Origin of the sequence: Bradyrhizobium sp. USDA 336 (genome assembly GCF_044908355.1) — a bacterium.
Taxonomy (GTDB): domain Bacteria; phylum Pseudomonadota; class Alphaproteobacteria; order Rhizobiales; family Xanthobacteraceae; genus Bradyrhizobium; species Bradyrhizobium yuanmingense.
In genome coordinates this window covers 6,742,418-6,759,605 of record NZ_JBIYDC010000002.1, presented here as the reverse complement: position 1 = coordinate 6,759,605, position 17,188 = coordinate 6,742,418, and the positions used below count along the sequence as shown (strand labels likewise).

17 protein-coding genes and 1 tRNA gene are annotated in these 17,188 nt (G+C 64.9%); 10 read left to right on the top strand and 8 right to left on the bottom strand.

Features of this window, described 5'->3' with window-relative positions:
* The first annotated feature begins 6 nt into the window (after positions 1-6).
* Both ABIA45_RS32650 and ABIA45_RS32645 read left to right on the top strand, forming a co-directional pair.
* The gene (locus tag ABIA45_RS32650) at positions 7-711 is read left to right on the top strand and encodes a response regulator transcription factor (protein WP_404654824.1); all 705 of its coding nucleotides are present in this window, start codon (positions 7-9) and stop codon (positions 709-711) included.
* Positions 708-2,294: an ATP-binding protein gene (locus tag ABIA45_RS32645; protein WP_404654823.1), complete on the top strand. Its 1,587-nt coding sequence runs from the start codon at positions 708-710 to the stop codon at positions 2,292-2,294. Before ABIA45_RS32650 ends, ABIA45_RS32645 begins: the two co-directional genes overlap by 4 nt.
* Here ABIA45_RS32645 and ABIA45_RS32640 read toward each other — a convergent pair.
* Positions 2,291-2,431: a hypothetical protein gene (locus ABIA45_RS32640; RefSeq protein ID WP_167361649.1), complete on the bottom strand. Its 141-nt coding sequence runs from the start codon at positions 2,429-2,431 to the stop codon at positions 2,291-2,293. The two genes, ABIA45_RS32645 and ABIA45_RS32640, sit on opposite strands and share 4 nt — an antisense overlap.
* A 79-nt stretch (positions 2,432-2,510) precedes the next feature.
* Between ABIA45_RS32640 and ABIA45_RS32635 the strand changes: the two genes are divergently transcribed.
* The 3 genes from ABIA45_RS32635 (at position 2,511) to ABIA45_RS32625 (ending at position 5,940) form a co-directional block, all read left to right on the top strand.
* Entirely contained in the window at positions 2,511-3,080 is a 570-nt protein-coding gene (locus ABIA45_RS32635; protein ID WP_157282815.1) for an alpha-ketoglutarate-dependent dioxygenase AlkB, read from the top strand.
* A gap of 229 nt (positions 3,081-3,309) precedes the next feature.
* Positions 3,310-4,239 carry an alpha/beta hydrolase gene (locus tag ABIA45_RS32630; RefSeq protein ID WP_404654822.1) on the top strand — a complete coding sequence of 310 codons (930 nt, stop codon included), beginning with the start codon at positions 3,310-3,312 and terminating at the stop codon, positions 4,237-4,239.
* Positions 4,240-4,713: 474 nt separating this feature from the next.
* Positions 4,714-5,940, top strand: a complete 1,227-nt coding sequence (locus ABIA45_RS32625) for an ABC transporter substrate-binding protein (protein ID WP_271543080.1) — start codon at positions 4,714-4,716, stop codon at positions 5,938-5,940.
* 177 nt (positions 5,941-6,117) lie between these two features.
* On the opposite strand, the gene ABIA45_RS32620 is transcribed toward ABIA45_RS32625, so the two are convergent.
* Positions 6,118-7,215: an ISAs1 family transposase gene (locus ABIA45_RS32620; protein ID WP_404654821.1), complete on the bottom strand. Its 1,098-nt coding sequence runs from the start codon at positions 7,213-7,215 to the stop codon at positions 6,118-6,120.
* Positions 7,216-7,328: 113 nt separating this feature from the next.
* Positions 7,329-8,891 (bottom strand): adenylate/guanylate cyclase domain-containing protein, encoded by a 1,563-nt coding sequence (locus ABIA45_RS32615; protein WP_404654820.1) that lies wholly within the window; start codon positions 8,889-8,891, stop codon positions 7,329-7,331.
* 191 nt (positions 8,892-9,082) lie between these two features.
* Between ABIA45_RS32615 and ABIA45_RS32610 the strand changes: the two genes are divergently transcribed.
* Both ABIA45_RS32610 and ABIA45_RS32605 read left to right on the top strand, forming a co-directional pair.
* Positions 9,083-10,174 carry an enolase C-terminal domain-like protein gene (locus ABIA45_RS32610; protein WP_271545689.1) on the top strand — a complete coding sequence of 364 codons (1,092 nt, stop codon included), beginning with the start codon at positions 9,083-9,085 and terminating at the stop codon, positions 10,172-10,174.
* Positions 10,175-10,254: 80 nt separating this feature from the next.
* Positions 10,255-10,728 carry an NUDIX hydrolase gene (locus ABIA45_RS32605; protein ID WP_404654819.1) on the top strand — a complete coding sequence of 158 codons (474 nt, stop codon included), beginning with the start codon at positions 10,255-10,257 and terminating at the stop codon, positions 10,726-10,728.
* 172 nt (positions 10,729-10,900) lie between these two features.
* Here ABIA45_RS32605 and ABIA45_RS32600 read toward each other — a convergent pair whose 3' ends face one another.
* From ABIA45_RS32600 to cpdR, 3 genes are all read right to left on the bottom strand, one after another.
* Positions 10,901-11,374: an L-2-amino-thiazoline-4-carboxylic acid hydrolase gene (locus ABIA45_RS32600; protein ID WP_404654818.1), complete on the bottom strand. Its 474-nt coding sequence runs from the start codon at positions 11,372-11,374 to the stop codon at positions 10,901-10,903.
* A gap of 288 nt (positions 11,375-11,662) precedes the next feature.
* Positions 11,663-11,737: transfer RNA gene (locus ABIA45_RS32595), tRNA-Val, on the bottom strand.
* A gap of 74 nt (positions 11,738-11,811) precedes the next feature.
* Positions 11,812-12,171: a cell cycle two-component system response regulator CpdR gene (gene cpdR / locus ABIA45_RS32590; RefSeq protein ID WP_007597092.1), complete on the bottom strand. Its 360-nt coding sequence runs from the start codon at positions 12,169-12,171 to the stop codon at positions 11,812-11,814.
* Positions 12,172-12,504: 333 nt separating this feature from the next.
* On the opposite strand from cpdR, the gene ABIA45_RS32585 reads away from it, so the two are divergent.
* The gene (locus ABIA45_RS32585) at positions 12,505-13,395 is read left to right on the top strand and encodes an N-formylglutamate amidohydrolase (protein WP_036021434.1); all 891 of its coding nucleotides are present in this window, start codon (positions 12,505-12,507) and stop codon (positions 13,393-13,395) included.
* A 541-nt stretch (positions 13,396-13,936) separates the two neighbouring features.
* Positions 13,937-14,719 (top strand): histidinol-phosphatase, encoded by a 783-nt coding sequence (gene hisN / locus ABIA45_RS32580; protein ID WP_404654817.1) that lies wholly within the window; start codon positions 13,937-13,939, stop codon positions 14,717-14,719.
* Positions 14,720-14,993: 274 nt separating this feature from the next.
* Here the strand turns inward: hisN and ABIA45_RS32575 are convergent, their stop codons facing one another.
* Positions 14,994-15,884 carry a LysR substrate-binding domain-containing protein gene (locus ABIA45_RS32575; RefSeq protein WP_404654816.1) on the bottom strand — a complete coding sequence of 297 codons (891 nt, stop codon included), beginning with the start codon at positions 15,882-15,884 and terminating at the stop codon, positions 14,994-14,996.
* Between the two features lie 99 nt (positions 15,885-15,983).
* Here ABIA45_RS32575 and ABIA45_RS32570 point away from each other — a divergent pair, with 99 nt between their 5' ends.
* Positions 15,984-16,736, top strand: a complete 753-nt coding sequence (locus ABIA45_RS32570) for a sulfite exporter TauE/SafE family protein (RefSeq protein ID WP_404654815.1) — start codon at positions 15,984-15,986, stop codon at positions 16,734-16,736.
* A 5-nt stretch (positions 16,737-16,741) separates the two neighbouring features.
* Here ABIA45_RS32570 and ABIA45_RS32565 read toward each other — a convergent pair whose 3' ends face one another.
* Positions 16,742-17,152 carry a GFA family protein gene (locus ABIA45_RS32565; protein WP_225126470.1) on the bottom strand — a complete coding sequence of 137 codons (411 nt, stop codon included), beginning with the start codon at positions 17,150-17,152 and terminating at the stop codon, positions 16,742-16,744.
* Positions 17,153-17,188 lie beyond the last annotated feature (36 nt).

Sequence of the window (17,188 nt, the reverse complement as noted above, 5' to 3'; positions counted from 1 at the left end):
AGTTTCTTGGCGCATCGCATTCTCATCGTCGACGACGAAGGCCACATCCGCGAGGTCATCCGCGTCGCCCTGAAGAAAGCCGGCATGGACGTGATCGAGGCCCGCGACGGCAGGGAGGCGCTTCTCCGCTTCGCCGCCGACAAGCCCGATCTCATCGTGCTGGACATCGGCATGCCCGAGTTCGACGGTCTCGACGTCTGCCGCGAGATCCGCAGAGGCTCCGACGTGCCGATCCTGTTCCTGTCGGCGCGCGACGAGGAGATCGATCGCATCCTCGGTCTCGAGATCGGTGGCGACGATTACGTCACGAAGCCGTTCAGCCCGCGCGAGCTGGTGGCGCGGGTCAATGTCATCCTGCGCCGCCTCAGCCCGCGCAACGGAGAGGCCAAGGCCGGGCCCACCGCGCTGACGCAAGGCGGGCTGCTGATCGATCCCGAACAGCATGTCGCGTCCTTTGCCGGCACACCGCTGAAGCTGACCGCGATCGAGTTCGGCATCCTGCGCGCGTTCCTGTCCCGGCCGACATCGGTGTTCAACCGCGAGCAGCTGATGCGCGCGGCCTACCAGCTCAACATCCAGGTCTCCGACCGCACCATCGACAGCCATATCCGCAACATCCGCGCCAAGCTCGCGGCGCTTGCTTGCGACAACGTGATCGAGACCATCCACGGCGTCGGCTTCAAGCTCGGCCGCTGCGAGAAAGAGGCATGAGCGCTGCGCCCGACAAATGGCGGCCGTCGCTCACCCTCGTGATCTTCACGGTGCTGGCGACGGTCGGCATATTGCCGCTGGTCGGCCTGTTCTTCTTCCGTCTCTACGACAACCAGCTGATCCGCCAGACCCAGGCCGAGCTGATCGCACAGAGCCGCGTGCTGGCGACGATCTATGCGCAGGAGGTCGCGGCCCGGCTCGACAGCGGCCTCGTGCTCGGCGCCGAGGTGCCGCCGGGCGTGCTGCCCGATCCCGGCGACCAGGTAACACCGATCCGCCCCGCGCTCGACCTCACCGCGAACGACCTGTTGCGGCGGCGGCCCGACGCATTGCCCGCGCCCAGGCAGGCGCAAGCAGCCTATGTCGAGATCGGCGCCCGGCTGACGCCGATCATCCGCGAGACCCAGAAGGTGACATTGGCCGGCTTTCGCATCCTCGATCCGCAAGGCGTGGTGATTGCCGGGCGGCAGGAGGTCGGGCAGTCGCTCGCCCATATCGAGGAAGTCGCGGACGCTCTGCAAGGGCAATACCGCGCGACTTTACGCAACCGCGTGCCGGACAAGCCGCCGCCGCCGATCTATTCCTTCAGCCGCGGCCTCGGCGTGCACGTGTTCTCGGCGATGCCCGTCATCGTCAACAACCACGTCGCCGGGGTGATCTACACGACGCGGACGCCAAGCAACATTTTCGACCATCTCTATCAGGAACGCGCCAAGTTCGTGCTGGCGGGACTCGCCGTGATCCTCGGCACCATCGCGATCGGCCTCGTGTTCTCGCGCACCATCACGCTGCCGATGCGCGAGCTGATCGACCGCGCCGCCCGAATCGGCCGCGGCGACCGGGAGGCGTTCCAGCCGCTGAAGCATTACGGCACGCGCGAGTTCGCCCAGCTCTCGCACAGCTTTCTCGGCATGGCCGAGCAGCTGGCGCGGCGCTCCGACTATATCGCAACCTTCTCGGCCCATCTGACCCACGAGCTGAAATCGCCGCTGACCTCGATCAAGGGCGCAGCCGAGCTGTTGCAGGATTCGGTGCAAGGCAAGGCCGAGGGCCTGACGCCGGCCGAGCAGAACACCTTCATCGCCAACATCCTGTCTGATACCCAGCGGCTGGAGGCGATGGCGCAGCGGCTGCGGGAGCTCGCCCGCGCCGAGAGCCTGCCGCAGAACGAGCGCACCGAGCTGGCGCCCGTGATCGCCGATCTCAGGAGCCGGTTTCCGGCAAGCTCGATCGAGGCCAGCGGCAGCCTCGACCGGGCGATCGGAATGTCCTCGGAGAAGGCGCTGATCGTGCTGTCGCACATCGCCGACAATGCGGTGCGGCACAAGGCCGGGACGATCAGGCTGGAGGCGGTCGACGCACGGACGACCGTGCTTGTGACGGTCAGCAATGACGGCGAGCCGATCTCGGCGCCGAACCGCGACAGGATCTTCGATGCGTTCTTCACCACCCGCCGCGACCAGGGCGGCACCGGGATGGGGCTGGCGATCGCGCGCGCGGTGATGGCGAGCCATGGCGGCTCGATCAGGCTTAAGCCGACCGACGAGGGCGCAGCCTTCGAGCTCCAGTTTCCGGTTGCCTAGATCGCAAAGACCCAGACGGCGACGATGGTGCCGATGGTGGCGAGACCGGCGATGGTCCAACCGGCGGCGTATTCCAACTCAGGATGACCGGTCGCCCGCATGATCTCAACCGGATCGGCGGTATGCTTCTCTGCCATGACAGCCTCGCACGTTTCTTCCCGCGTCATAGATAAGTCGCATCAGCCGCAAAGAGGTTCCATCACGGAAATGCGAGGCATGACGCAGCTAGGTTTGTTCGCCGACCCGCAGGAAGGCCCGGCCGGCCTTCGCACCACGGACGACTTTATCGATCACGCCGCCGAGCAGGATCTGATCGGCCGCATCGCAGCATTGCCGCTCCAGCGCTTTCAGTTCGGCGCGTTCGAGGGCAACCGCCGGGTGGCGTCGTTCGGCTATCGCTACGACTACACGCTGCAGCGTCTGGCCGAGGCCGATCCGATCCCGGACTGGGTCCGGCCGGTCGCGCGGCAGGCCGAGGCCTGGGCGGCGCTGCCGGAGGGCAGCGTCCGGCAGGTGCTGTGCACTGAATACGAGGTCGGCGTCGGCATCGGCTGGCATCGCGACAAGCCGCATTTCGACAAGGTTCTCGGCCTGTCGCTGGGCTCGCCGTGCAACTTCCGCTTCCGCCGCCGCAACGGCGCCAAGTGGGAGCGCCATACGCTCACCGCCCTGCCGCGCTCGCTCTACATGATGGACGGCGAGGCGCGGTCGCAGTGGGAGCACAGCATCCCCCCGGTCGCGGCGCGGCGCTATTCCATCACCTTCCGGACGATGAAGCGGGCCTGACGGACCATTCAAAACAAAACCGCGAAAACAACCCCATGCACAGTAGCGAGCCGTTTGCCGGCGCGAGCCTCGGCTGGGCTGGACAACCGCATGACGGATCGGGATAAAGCGGCGGCGGCGCGGCCTGCCCGCCAAGGTGCCGCGAATTCGCCTCAAGGCCGGCTGACTAATGAGGCGAATTCTGGCCAGATCAGCGAGCCAAGATGAGCCCCGCAAGGCCGCCACGCCCATGAAGAATTTTCTGACATTTTTCCTGTTTCTGACCATGGCCGCGGCGTCCGCGCACGCACCCGCGCCGGGGCGGCTGCCGCGGCCCTCCGATCTGGTGCAAGTGGGCCTCACCGATTCCGACACCACCGCTGGCGGCACTGCACGGCTGTGCGAGCAGGTCACCTTCTCGCGCGGCCTGCGCTATGGCGAGAGCGAGGCCAATGTGCTCGACGTCGCAACCAGCGCGACCAAGGCCGACACGCCGCGGCCGGTGCTGCTGTTCGTGACGGGGGATACCTTCACCGGCGACCGCGGAGCGCCGGAGCTGTCGCGCCAGATCCAGGACCAGGCGATGTGCTTTGCCGCGCGCAACGGCATGATCGGGGTCCGCGTCAATTATCGCCTGGCGCCTGCCGCGACCTGGCCGGCCGGCGCGGCCGACGTGGCCGCAGCTCTGTCCTGGGTCCACGGCAATATCGACCTCTTCAACGGCGATGCCCGCGAAATCGTCGCGGTCGGCTACGGCGCCGGCGCCTTCCACGTCGCGACCATGCTGGCGCATCCCGAGCTGCAGACAGCCGGCGCCGACGTCGCGGGCGTGGTGCTGGTGTCCGGGATCTACCGCGTCGGCAAGGACGCCAGCGACAGCGAGAAGGCCTATCTCGGCGGTGATGCCACCCAGTACGACAAGCGCTCGGTATTCCCCGGCATCCTCAATGTCGACGTGCCGATCGTGCTGGCCTGGGCCGCGGATGATTCCGCCGGCCTCGTGGCGCAGGGCGAGACGCTGAAGAAGACGCTGTGCGGCGCCGGCCATTGCCCGCGCAGCACGCTGCTGCGCAGCCGCGACGGCATCGCGAACGCCTTCGGCCTCGACGGCTCCGGCGACAGCCTCGCAGAGCCGACGCTGCTGCTGGTGCGGCAGTTGGAGGCGCGGGGATTGCCGTAGGGGTTGCGGTAGCGCGGTTTCTACTCTGACCGTTTGCTGAGCCAATCCCCCGCCCTCCGCCGCAGGAGCACACTTCTCGCGTCGTGGGCGGTCGGCACCCTCCCCTGGAGGGGGAGGGTCGGCTCACATGAAGCGAAGCGCAATGTGAGACGGGGTGGGGTGACGGTCTATCAGCGTCGCACACTGCCCGGGTCGAGAGATCACCCCACCCCGCTCGCGCTACGCGCGATCGACCACGGGCGAGCTACGCTCGTCCCGGACCCCTCCAGGGGAGGGTAAGAGCAGGTTGCCACACGACACACACTCTCGATCAGAAATCAAAGCAGCGCGTCAACACGCCTGCCATTTCGCTTCCGGCCCATGCGTCGCATCGAAGCGCGACAGCCACACGATTGCCAAACGCTTGACCTAGATCAATCGGCCTTGGTGGGGATTGAGCCGACCTCGTTGGGGGCCAACCACAAGGCGTCGAACATGCGCTTCATCGGCAGGATGCTGTTCGTTTCCGTGATTGCCGTCGCATCGCTGGGCGCGATGTCGCTGCAGCAGCACGCGGATCAACCCGCAAGCCATGAGGAAATCCGCATCGGCAATGTCATGCCGTATTCGGGGCCGCTGTCGGAGTTCGGCGCGATCGGCCAGGCGGAAGCGGCCTATTTCGACATGGTCAACGCGCGCGGCGGCATCAACGGCCGCAAGATCCGCTTCATCACCCGCGACGACAATTCCGATCCGGCAACCGCGCTGGAGCTGACGCGCAAGCTGGTCGAGAAGGACGGCGTGCACCTGATGTTCGGCTCGTTCGGCACGCCCGGTAATCTCGTCACGCGCTCGTACCTGAACGAGAAGAAGATCCCGCAACTGTTCGTCGCCTCCGGCGACGAGGAGCTGAGCCAGCCGAGCGCGTTTCCCTGGACCATGGGGTGGCAGCCGTCGTTCCGGTCGGAAGGGCGCATCTACGCCAACTACATCCAGGCCTCTTACCCCAGGAAGAAGATCGTCGTGCTCTGGCAGAACGACCAGTTCGGGCGCATGCTCTACAAGGGCATCCAGGAGGGCCTCGGTGATCTCAACCGTCACGTCCTGGTCGACATCGCCTTTGACCTTGCCGACGAGCATCTCGACGGGCACGTCTCGATCCTCAAGCGCGCCGGCGCCGATATCTTCGTCTTCCTCGGCGTGCCCTCGACCGCATCCAAGGTGATCAAGCTGGCAGCGTCCCTGAATTGGCGTCCCGTCTTCATCGTCAACGATGCCTCCGCCTCGATCGCCAACGCGATGGCACCCGCGGGGCTGGAAAACTCGGCCGGCGTGATTTCGGCGGCCTTTTTGAAGGATCCGAGCGATCCCGCCTGGAAGGACGATCCCGGCATGAAGGACTGGTTCGCCTTCATGGACAAATACCATCGGGTCGAAAGCACCAACAACAGTGCGGCCGTTTATGGCTACGCCGCGGCCGAGGCGCTGACGCAGGTGCTGAAGCAATGCGGCGACGATTTTTCACGCGACAACATCATGCGCCAGGCGGCTTCGCTCAGGGACTATCAGCCTTCGGTCGCATTGCCCAACATCAGGATGAACACCTCGCCCAACCGCTACCTGCCGATCCGGCAGATGCGGCTGGTGCAGTTCGACGGGCGGTCGTGGCAGCCGTTCGGGGACGTGATCGAGACGGCGTTCACGGAAGGGGCGGCAAGGTGAGGTGACTTACCCTCCCCCTCCAGGCCCCTGGAGGGGGAGGATCGCTACGCATGTAGCGAAGCGGAATGCGTCGCGGGGTGGGGTGACGGTCTCGCCACATCCGACACCGCCCGAGGGGAGAGATCACCCCACCCCGCTCGCGCTGCGCGCGATCGACCCTCCCCCTCCAGGGCAGGGCTATCGCATGTGGCCTAGGAGTTCGAAGAAGAAGGTATCGTTCCAGCCGGCGCGCTTGAGCTTGAGGCGCAAGGAGATTTTTGTATCGGGGTGAGCTCTGGCGACGTTGAGGGCGAGTCGTCTGAGCACGGCAAGGTTGGCCGGACCGTTGTCCTTGCGATTGCGTGCCAGATCCTCGTCGAGGATGACATCGAGCGGCCAGTGCAGGCCGTTTTCGATGGTCCAATGGGTGCGAACAATGCGCAAAACCTGCGTTCGACTGTAGTTTTGGCTCATCAGGAAGTAGCGTTCGACGGTTTTGTCGTTCCCCCGCTTGCTCCTGATCCGCGCGACTGCCTTGAGGCCAGGAAAGTTATGCTTTTGGGCCATGTCTTTGACGGGCACGACAAGCGCGCTGCGCTTTTCTTTTCGCCCATGGTCTGCATCCGTGGTGGCGACCGGCTTCTGACCCTTGCGCGTGGCTGCGGCAATCGCTGCCTTGGCGTCAGCCAACAGCGCGGGCTGATTCTCCTTCACAGCCAGCACGTAATCGCCGCCCCGCGTCACGATCTTTTCGGCCATGCCGCGGTGGCAATGCAGTGCATCCGCCGTCACTACGCAGCCTTTGAGTTGCAAGAGTTCGAGGAGTTGCAAAGCGCCGAGAGCTTCGTTGTTGTTTGGCGCCAGAACATTGGCCAACGCCATACGCGTCTGCGCCGCCCAGGCCGTCACCATGACCGGCGGCATGTGGCTTTTGCCGCTCTCGTAGCCACGCCGCAGCGCCTTGCCGTCTAACGCGATCACGCCTTGTGGCTGTGCAATCTTCGCACCTTGAGCGAAAGCCTCCATAAAGCGTCGGAATGCCGCTTCGAACCCTTTTGGATCGAGCATGCGGAACACACGGCTGAACGTATCATGGCTCGGCAATCCATGCTTAAGCACCAGCACGTCCTGCCAAAGGTAAGCCTTCAGCCGCGCAAACAGCGCCATGTCGGTGCAACTTGTCGCTCCGCACAACGTAGCCATCAGGGCGATGAACAAAAGCTCCGTCAGGTCGTGCAGCGCATTGTCCGCACGCGGGTCGGGCAGCTCTTCGAAGCACTCCGAAAATCGATCCATCGGTCGCTCCTTCCAACTCCAGGAGTCACCTTCAGAATCGATTTCTCTCCAAATCGCAATGCCTTAGGATTACATGCGATTCCCCTGCCCTCCAGGGGAGGGTAAGAGCCCCCTCACGCCGGCTTCAGCGAGGCCAGCGCGTTCTCCAGGAGCGAGCGGACGCGCGCAGCGTCGCCTGATTTCACCACGGCGGGGTCGAGATAGAGCTCGAGGCCCGGCGCGCGTTCGGTGATGATGCCGCTGTTCTCCGCAGCTTTGTCGTTCAGCGCGTCGACCGAATAGGGAATGACCTCGCGGCTGATGCCCTTCATCGTGATCGCGGGCAGCGCATGGGCGCGGACGATGTCGCTAACGAGGGCGAAGGCCTCGTAGCTCAGCACGATGCCGCCGGGCTCGGCGATCGATTGCAGGCGCGCGGCGAGGTTCGCCTCCGCACCGATGATGGTGTAGTCCATCCGGTCGGCGCTGCCGAAATTGCCGACATTGCAATAGCCCGAGTTGATGCCCATGCGCGAGCGGAACGGCTGCTCGATGCCGGACGCCCGCCATTTCGCGTTCAGCTCGGCAAGGCGTTGCTGCATGCGCCAGGCCATCTGCAGACAGGCCTGTGCATCGGCGCGATCGCCCTTGGTCTCGGGGTCGCCGAAGAAGATCAGCATGGCGTCGCCGATGAACTTGTCGATGGTGCCGCCATATTCGTGGGCGATGGCCGACATCTCCGTGAAATATTCGTTGAGCAACTGTGTCAGCTGCTCCGGCTGCAGCCGCTCGGCGGTGGCGGTGAAGTTCTGGATGTCGGAGAAGAAGATGGTGAGCTTCTTGCGCTCGGTATGGATGGTGACGTCCTTCTGGCCCGAGAAGATGCTCTTGTAGACCTGCGGCGGGATGTAGCGCGAGATCTTCATCGACAGCGAGGCCAGGAAGTCATTGGCGGATTCGAGCTCCTTGTTCATGTTCTTGATGCGGCGCGCCTGACGGCGCTGCAATGACAGGAACGCCAGTCCGCTCCCGGCGGCGATCACGAAATAGGCCAGCAGGAACTTGAACGAGAAGATGTTGGCGGCAATCGGCTGGGCGATGATCACCTCCTGGATGCCGCGGACATCCCCTACCTTCCAGTCCTTCTTCGGGCTCTCGGGATGGCTGTTGTGGCAGCTGACGCAAGCCGGCCCCATCGTAACGGGGGCAACGAGACGGACCTTGTCGTTGAACAGCGAGGTCTCGGTCTCCACGATCTTCTGCTCGGGATCTTTCCGCAGCGCCTCCAGCGCATCCTTCTCGAACTTGTCGAGCTGATGCGGGGCGCGGTTCTGGAACGGGAAGTCCGAGACGAAGCGGTAGGTGATGTTCTCCTGCTGGGCGCCGATCACCCGGCCGAGCTCCAGCGACAGCGTCGCGGGGATCGGGATCGCGCCAGGCACGGATTCATAATTGTGCACGACCTTGGTGCTGCCGTTGGGGTTGGCGAGCACGCGCCCGACCACGTTGGAGGCGTAGTAGCTGCGCACGCTCGTGATCACCGAATTGAGATCGATCGCCTGGCGCCGCAGCGCCGTCTTGCTGAGCTCGGTCAGGTCCAGCCACACCGCGACCGGCAGGGCGAGCAGGAGGAAGGCGATCGCAGCACCCGTGAGGACGCCGCTCTTGCGCTGTTCTTCGGAGATCGCTTGTTTCACGTCGTGGCTCCGTTCTGTGCGATTTGTCGCAAATCCTTCCGGAATCCGCGACACAGCATGCGGCGGCACAGAGCCAAGAATTGCCGGTCGGCGCAACCCCATTTTATGGTGGTCGCAGCAAGCGGCTTTTCGTTTGATCACGGATGCTTAAGATCGGCACCGACCTGCAACCGCCCCGCCGGGAGACGCCCATGACCGAGACCATCCGCATCAAGCGCTTCCAGGCGCGTCCCGTGATCGTGCCGATGAACCTGCCGCTCCAGACCGCGACCGGGGCGGTCGCCAAAGCGCCGCTGGTGCTGATCGACTGCGAGACCGATCAGGGCGCGGTGGGCCATTCCTATCTGTTCTCGCTCACGCCCTCGGCCTTGAAGCCGCTGGCGGCGATGGTCACGGAGATGTCAGACCTCGTCACCGGCGACGAGCTGCTGCCGTTCGAGATCGAACGCAAGCTGAGCCAGCGTTTCACGCTGCTGGGCCTCGCCGGCCTGCAGCGGCTGGCGCAATCCGGCATCGACATGGCGGCATGGGACGCGCTGGCGCGCACGCGCGGCCTGCCGCTCGCCCGCCTGCTTGGCGGCGCGCCGAAGCCGGTGCGCGCCTACAATTCGAAAGGGCTCGGCATCATGCCGGCGGGCGCCGCGGTGGAGGAAGCCCACAAGCTGCTGGCCGAGGGGTTTCACGCCGCAAAGATCCGCGTCGGCCGAAGCGATGCGCGGGAGGATCTCGCCGTCGTGCGCGCGGTGCGCAAGGCCGTCGGCGACGAGGTCACGCTGATGTGCGACTACAATCAGGCGCTGACGGTCACCGAAGCGATCCGCCGCGGTGAGATGCTCGACGACGAGGGCCTCAGCTGGATCGAGGAGCCGATCCGCCACGACGATCATGCCGGCTGCGCCCGCATTGCCGACGCGCTGCAGACGCCGGTCCAGATCGGCGAGAACTTCGACAGCGCGTTTTCCATGCAAGCCGCGCTCTCGGCGGAAGCCTGCGACTACGTGATGCCTGACGTCCAGCGCATCGGCGGCGTCACCGGCTGGCTGCGAGCCGCATCGCTTGCCCATGCCGCCGGCATCGAGATGTCGTCGCACCTGTTCTCTGAGGTCAGCGCGCATCTGCTCTGCGTGACGCCGACCGCGCATTGGCTGGAATATGTCGACTGGGCCGACGCGGTGCTGGCAACGCGGCTGCAGATCAGGGACGGCTTTGCGCTGCCGAGCGAGGAGCCGGGCAACGGGATTGCGTGGGACGAGGCGGCGGTGAGGAAGTATCTGGTGGAGTGACGGGTCTCTCATCTCGCCATTGCAAGCACACCATCTCCTCCCTCGTTGCGAAAGCATGCGACACGGATTAACGATCCGCCATGACCACATGGCGCCCCCATCCCCATATCCGCGTCGTCGCGATCGGCCTGCACTGGCGCGGCGGGCGGCTGCTGGCGGCCGAGGTGCGCGACGATGCGGGGCGGATCAAGGGCGTGCGCCCGCTCGGCGGCGAGATCGAGTTCGGCGAGAGCTGGCGCGCGGCCTTGGTGCGGGAATTCAACGAAGAGCTCGGCATCGACGTCAGCATCGTGGGCGAGCCGCTGGTGATTGAGAACATTTTTGTGCACGAGGCATCGACCGGGCACGAGGTGATGTTCATCGCGGAGGTCGCGTTTCCGGATGGCGCATTCGCCGGCCAGGAGCGCATCGACTTCCGCGAGGACAACGGAGAGCAAATCGTCGCGCGGTGGTTCGACCTTGCCGATCTCGATCTGGACGGCGGGCCGAGGCTCTATCCGACGGGGCTGAAAGACTTGCTGCTCGGGAGCAAACTCGACGTTCCGCCATCCTGAGGCGCGCACTGCCTCCATGTTGTGATTGCGAGCCCCCGGGTCCGCGCGAAACGCACGGCCGATGACAGGCTCCGCGAAGCAGTCCAGAATCCCGCCGCCGAAAGACTCTGGATTGCTTCGCTGCGCTCGCAATGACGGAATGTGGGGCGACAGCATGCCTGCATCGTTGCCGTCACTGTGATCCGCCTCCATCGCGCTTGTAGCGGAAATCGCAATGGGAGGCGCCTTGCATGATAGTCTGCGTGCGCGTGAGCCTGATGTCGGGACCAAAACCTTCCGCGGTGGCAAAGTCCGCGGTGCAGATCAGCAGGAAGCCGAGTTCGGGCTCGCCGAGGGCCTTGTAGAATTCGGCATAGGCGCAGCGCGTCACGTCGAAGGCGAACGCGTCATGGGTCTGCTCGAGGACGTCATAGGCGAGCGCATCGTCGCGGGCATAGGTGCGGAAGGCCGACGACACGGCCTTGCCGAGATCGCTCTCGTTCTTGGCATTCCAGAACGCCTCGCCGAAGCGGCGATAGAGATCGCCGAGCGCCTTGCGCACCAGCGCATTGGCGCGCGCCTCGCCGAGCTCGGCCTGCAACGCCTTGATCAGGGGCACCAGCACCTGCGCCTGGATCTTTGCCTGTTCGATGACGGACACGGTCATGGGCAGCCTCGCGGCGAAGGCGTCATGGTAGCGCGGATGAGCGTACGCGTAATCCGGGGCGGGGCCCGAAGGGAGAGAGCCCTGGATTGCGCTGTGCTCCATCCAGGCTACGGGACGTTCCTATGATACCACGCAAGTCGCAAGAGTCCGTCGTCGCTCTTCGAGCCACGCCGGACACGCTTCGCAATGCGATTCTCGGCTTGCCGAGCCGAAGCTCGCTGCGACAGCCCGCCTGTGCCCGTTGGGCTTCGGCGCGGCATCCTTCACTCTGCTACCGCGAGCGAAGGATGGTGGGCACGACAGGGATCGAACCTGTGACCCCTACCATGTCAAGGTAGTGCTCTCCCGCTGAGCTACGTGCCCTAAAAGTCCACTTGTGCCGGGTGGGGTCCCTATAACGGCTCAGGGGAGCGCGCGCAAGGACGAACGAGGCCGATTCAGGCGGCCAGCATCTTGTTCACTTCGCTGACCAATTCGCGCAGATGCACCGGCTTGGACAGCACCTTGGCGTTCTTGGGGGCGTCCGAATCCGAGTTCAGGGCGACCGCGGCAAAGCCAGTGATGAACATGATCTTGATGTCGGGGTCGAGTTCCGAGGCCCGGCGGGCGAGCTCGATGCCGTCCATTTCCGGCATCACGATATCGGTCAGCAGCATCTCGAACGGCTCTTCCCGCAGCCGCTGATAGGCGGCCATGCCGTTGTCGTGGGACGAGACCTGAAAACCGGCGTTTTCCAGCGCCTTGACCAGGAAACGGCGCATGTCGTTGTCGTCTTCGGCGAGCAGGATCTTTGGCATGGCAGGAAACGTCGAATCCCCAGAGGATATCAGCAGAGGTCACTAAGCCCGACAGAGGGTAAATTTGGGGTGAAAATCTTAACCCTGCGCCGGCCCCGCCGCCGGCTCTTTGTGGACCGGAACGAGGTCTGAATCAATCGAGCCGGACCGGCGCGTCCCCTTCCCGCTGGCCGCACGGTTAAGATCTGTTCCAAGAGGCCATCACATCTTTTCGCTTGGCAGAATGGTTGCGATTCCGGACAATGACGACACATAAGAGCCGCGAGATCGGCCGAATCATTGGACCCGGAGCTTGTCCGGATCGGACGGCACGAAGGGACGAAGCCTGAGAAGATGACCCGCTTTGACGGCGACATGTCGCCAGCCTTCGAGATCTTCGAGCCTGCCGAATGGCGCGCGCCCGTCATCTTCAACTCGCCACATTCCGGCTCGACCTATCCTGAGGAATTCCTGGCGGCGTCGCGGATCGACCTGCCCACGCTGCGGCGGTCGGAAGATTCGTTCATGGACGAGCTGATCGGCCATCTGAGCGCGCGCGGCTTTCCGACGGTGCGTGTCAACTTTCCCCGCTCCTATGTCGACGTCAACCGCGAGCCCTATGAGCTGGACCCGCGCATGTTCACCGGCCGGCTGCCGAGCTTCGCCAACACCCGCTCGATGCGCGTCGCGGGCGGCCTCGGCACCATTCCGCGCGTGGTGGGCGACGGCCAGGAGATCTATCGCGACCGCCTCCTGGTCGACGATGCGCTGGGGCGGATCGAGACGCTGTACAAGCCCTACCATCGCGCGCTGCGCCGGCTGATCAACAAGGTGCACCAGATGTTCGGCACGGTGGTGCTGGTCGACTGCCACTCGATGCCGTCGGTGGGCGTCAGCAGGGACGAGCCGCGCAGGCCCGACGTCGTGATCGGCGATCGCTACGGCACCAGCTGCACGCCGCTCTTGCCCGATCGCGTCGAGGAGACCATGAGCGGGCTCGGCTATTCGATCGGCCGCAACAAGCCCTATGCCGGCGGCTTCATCACCGAGCATTACGGCAATCCCGCGAGCGGCCTGCACGCCGTGCAGCTCGAGCTCAACCGCGCGATCTACATGGACGAGCGGCGGCGGGAGCGCAGCGCACGCTTTGCGCAAGTGGCCTCCGACTTCGGCGTTCTCGCCGACGTGCTGGCGACCACGATTCCGTTCGCCGATCTCGGCCCATTCCAGGCCGCGGCGGAATAGGACGCAGCTTCTCTCCGAAACGACGAGGCCTTCTGAGACGAAGAAGCTTTGCGCGCGACTGCGTTTTCGCTTCGCAAGCTTGCGCGCGCGAAATGAAAACGGCGGGGCTCAGAAAAAAGGGCCGCTCGCGAATGACGCAAGCGGCCCAAGTCTAGGGAGGAAACGCCCAAGGAGGGCAGCGGTAACGCGAAGCGCTACCGCACCGCAACAATATGCGACCGCGCCGCACAAAGCGCAAGGGCTTTTGCGCGGTTTCCCATGCAAATCGCACATGGCTCAGTTGCTTCTATGGAAACCCAGATTCAGTTTCTTTGATAAGGAAATTCAATGGGTTGATAGTCATTTGCATACGAACAAGGCAAGGTCGGAACTAAGATTTCAACTCAATGATCGATATTTGGCCAGGAGATGACTGGAATGGGGCAGCGCCCGCGGCATCCAAAATACCAGGGCGCAACGCCAAGACAGCGCTGCACGCGGCAGGCGAATTGAGCTAGGCAGGAGCAAGCTCCATCCAACCTTCGTTTCGAGGATTTCGCCTGTGACGGTGATCGACTTCTCCGCCTTCATCGGCCGGCTCGCCACCGCCTCCGGCGAAACCATCCTGCCGTTCTTCCGCACCTCGCTGTCGATCGACGACAAGAGCAAGACCAAGGATTTCGACCCCGTGACGGAGGCCGACCGCGCCGCGGAGGCGGTGATGCGGCGGCTGATCAAGGCCAACTTCCCCCAGCACGGCATCGTCGGCGAGGAATTCGGCAACGAGCGCGAGGACGCCGACTACGTCTGGGTGCTCGACCCCATCGATGGCACCAAATCCTTCATCGGCGGCTTTCCGATCTGGGGCACGCTGATCGCGCTGTTGCACAAGGGCACGCCGGTGTTCGGCATGATGCACCAGCCCTTCATCGGCGAGCGCTTTTCCGGCGACAACGGTTCGGCCAATTATAAAGGGCCGTCGGGCGAGCGCCGGCTCCAGGTCCGCCGCTGCGCTTCGCTGTCGGAGGCCACGACTTACACCACCAGTCCCCTGCTGATGAACGAGAGCGACCGCGCCATCTTCGGCCGCATCGAGAAGAGCGCGCGGCTGTCGCGCTATGGCGGCGACTGCTACTCCTATTGCATGCTTGCCGCGGGCCACGTCGACCTCGTGGTCGAGACCGAGCTGAAGCCCTACGACATCGCGGCGCTGATCCCGATCGTGACCGGCGCCGGCGGCGTCGTCACCACCTGGGAAGGCAAGCCGGCCCAGGGCGGCGGCCGCATCGTCGCGGCCGGCGACGCGCGGGTGCACGAGGCAGCGTTGAAGCTTTTGAACCCGTAGCGAGCGAGGCTTGCATGATCAACGCGGGCGTGTAGACGGCGAGCTAGGTGTTCTCACCCTCCCTTGGAGGGCAGGGCTATCGCATATGAGACGTCGCTGTGGGCACCGGCTGCCGCCACAGCGTCATGGCCGGGCCTGTCCCGGCCATCCACGCCTTTCCACGCAGCACAAAGAACGTGGATGCCCGGGACAAGCCCGGGCATGACGACCTCTGCAATATCGACATGCGATCCATATGCGATAGCCCTGCCCTCCAAGGGAGGGTAAGAGTTCCTCACGCCGCTTCCGCTCGCAAGTGCTCCACCAGCATCTTGGCGGGCTTCGGCAGCGTCTTGAAGCTGCGCGCGCATATGACGAGGCGGCGGTTGGCCCAGGCATCACGCAGGCGGACCATGGCGAGCGGCATGGTCTTGGCGCAGCGGCGGGCCGCGGCTTCGGGCACCAGCGCCACGCCGACATCGGCCGCGACCATCTGGCAGATCGCGTCGAAGTCGCGCAGGCGCGCGCGGAAATGCGGCCGCATGCCGAGCCGCGCGGCGTGCTTCGAGATGTGCATCTGGAGCGCGGTGGCGCTGGTCAGGCCGACGAAGTCGCAAGCCCCTGCCTCCTGAAAGTCGATCTGGCGGCGGCCGGCGAACGGGCCGCGTTTCGACGTCACCAGCGTCAGGCGATCCTCGCTGAAGGGAAAGCGCTCGATATGCTCGGGCAGCGCGTGCTCGGCGGCGAAGCCGAGATCGGCGGCGCCTGCGGTGATCGCCGCCGCGATATCGGTGCTCTCGCGCTCCTCGATGTCGACGGCGACGTCGCGATGCTCGCGCAGGAAACCGGCGAGCGCCTTCGGCAGATGCTCCGACAGGCCCGACGTGTTGGCGAGGAAATGCACGCTGGCGCGCACGCCGCTGGCAAAGCCGGCGAGATCGCCGCGCATGGCGTCGATCTGATGGATCACGAGCCTGGCATGATCGAGCAGGCTCTCGCCGGCCGCGGTCAACTCGACGCCGCGGCGCCCGCGCTTGAGCAGCGCGACGCCGAGCGCATCTTCGAGCCCCTTGATGCGCGCGCTGGCCGAGGCCAGGGCCAGATGCGAGCGCTCCGCGCCGCGGGTGATGCTGCGCTGGTCGGCGACCGCGATGAAGAGCTGGAGATCGACCAGGTCGAAGCGCATGCGATGTCTCCCTGAGCTCCCTGAGCCTTCGTTGAGGCCGAAGGCTCTCTCCGTAACCTCCAGATTGTGCGACCGCGCGGCTTCGGTCAATGTGCAGACATGATCGACCCGCTGCTCATCCTCATCGCCGCCGTGTTCCTGCTCGCCGGATTCGTCAAGGGCGTGGTCGGGCTCGGCCTGCCGACGGTGTCGATGGGCCTGCTGGCGGTCAGCATGGCGCCGAGCCGCGCCATTGCAATCGTCATCGTTCCCGCCATCGTCACCAACATCTGGCAGACCTTCGTCGGCCCGTATTTGCGCGACATCCTGCGGCGGCTGTGGCCGCTGATGATCGGCACCGTGGTCGGCTGCTGGCTCAACGCCGGCGCACTGACCGGGCCGCATGCGCGCTACGGCACGATCGTGCTCGGCGCCCTGCTCGTCGTCTACGCCGTGATCGGCCTGAACAAGTTCCAGTTCCGCGTCGCGCCCGAGAACGAGAAATGGGTCGGCGGCGTGGTCGGCGTCATCACCGGCGTGATCTCGGCCTCCACAGGCGTGCAGGTGATTCCGTCGATGCCGTTCATGCAGGCGATCGGCATGGAGAAGGACGAATTGGTGCAGGCGCTCGGGGTGTTTTTCACCACCGCGACGCTGGCGCTCGCCTTCAACTTGACCGCGGTCGGATTGCTCACGCCCGCCAATGTCGTGCCGGGCGCCGTGGGCCTCGCCATGGCCTTCGCCGGCATGTTCATTGGGCAATCGGTGCGGGCGCGGATGCCGGCGGAAGCGTTTCGCCGCTGGTTCCTGATCGCGATGATTCTGCTCGGCCTGTATCTGGCCGGCAGCGCGCTGGTGAAGGAATTCGCTTAAGCGCCTTACGATTTCGGCCCGTAGCCCGGCACCCATTTTTCGTGCTGGGGCAGGTCGTCCTGGATTGTCCACCACGACGCGCGCGACGAGGTGAAAACGTGGAGGCGAGGCCGGACTTCCGGGTCGTCATCGAGCAGGCCAGCGGGAATGCTGACGGTCGGGAGATAGCTCGCCTTGCCCGGCGTCGGGCAGCCGCAGGTCCTGCAACGATAGCGGATACTGCCCGGCGAGGATTCGTAAGATGCCGTCATGTCCTCGCCCGCCACGAAGCGAAATCTGTCGGCATCGACATGCGCGTAGGTGGCGAAGGCCGCGCCGCTTAGCTTGCGGCAATTGACGCAATGGCAGTGCGTCAGCGCGCGCACCTTCTCGATCTCGAACCGCACGGCGCCACACAGACAGCTTCCACGGATCATCGAAACCTCCCGAGCGCAGCCTCGATCGGACCGCTT

Excerpts from the sequence above, each read along its gene's own strand:
- ABIA45_RS32625 (WP_271543080.1), top strand. The coding sequence starts at position 4,714 with ATGCGCTTCATCGGCAGGATGCTGTTCGTTTCCGTGATTGCCGTCGCA.
- ABIA45_RS32585 (WP_036021434.1), top strand. The coding sequence starts at position 12,505 with ATGACCCGCTTTGACGGCGACATGTCGCCAGCCTTCGAGATCTTCGAG.
- ABIA45_RS32570 (WP_404654815.1), top strand. The coding sequence starts at position 15,984 with ATGATCGACCCGCTGCTCATCCTCATCGCCGCCGTGTTCCTGCTCGCC.
- cpdR (WP_007597092.1), bottom strand. The coding sequence starts at position 12,171 with ATGCCAAAGATCCTGCTCGCCGAAGACGACAACGACATGCGCCGTTTC.
- ABIA45_RS32635 (WP_157282815.1), top strand. The coding sequence starts at position 2,511 with ATGACGCAGCTAGGTTTGTTCGCCGACCCGCAGGAAGGCCCGGCCGGC.
- ABIA45_RS32620 (WP_404654821.1), bottom strand. The coding sequence starts at position 7,215 with ATGGATCGATTTTCGGAGTGCTTCGAAGAGCTGCCCGACCCGCGTGCG.
- ABIA45_RS32610 (WP_271545689.1), top strand. The coding sequence starts at position 9,083 with ATGACCGAGACCATCCGCATCAAGCGCTTCCAGGCGCGTCCCGTGATC.
- ABIA45_RS32645 (WP_404654823.1), top strand. The coding sequence starts at position 708 with ATGAGCGCTGCGCCCGACAAATGGCGGCCGTCGCTCACCCTCGTGATC.
- ABIA45_RS32640 (WP_167361649.1), bottom strand. The coding sequence starts at position 2,431 with ATGGCAGAGAAGCATACCGCCGATCCGGTTGAGATCATGCGGGCGACC.
- ABIA45_RS32565 (WP_225126470.1), bottom strand. The coding sequence starts at position 17,152 with ATGATCCGTGGAAGCTGTCTGTGTGGCGCCGTGCGGTTCGAGATCGAG.
- ABIA45_RS32575 (WP_404654816.1), bottom strand. The coding sequence starts at position 15,884 with ATGCGCTTCGACCTGGTCGATCTCCAGCTCTTCATCGCGGTCGCCGAC.
- ABIA45_RS32600 (WP_404654818.1), bottom strand. The coding sequence starts at position 11,374 with ATGACCGTGTCCGTCATCGAACAGGCAAAGATCCAGGCGCAGGTGCTG.
- ABIA45_RS32605 (WP_404654819.1), top strand. The coding sequence starts at position 10,255 with ATGACCACATGGCGCCCCCATCCCCATATCCGCGTCGTCGCGATCGGC.
- ABIA45_RS32630 (WP_404654822.1), top strand. The coding sequence starts at position 3,310 with ATGAAGAATTTTCTGACATTTTTCCTGTTTCTGACCATGGCCGCGGCG.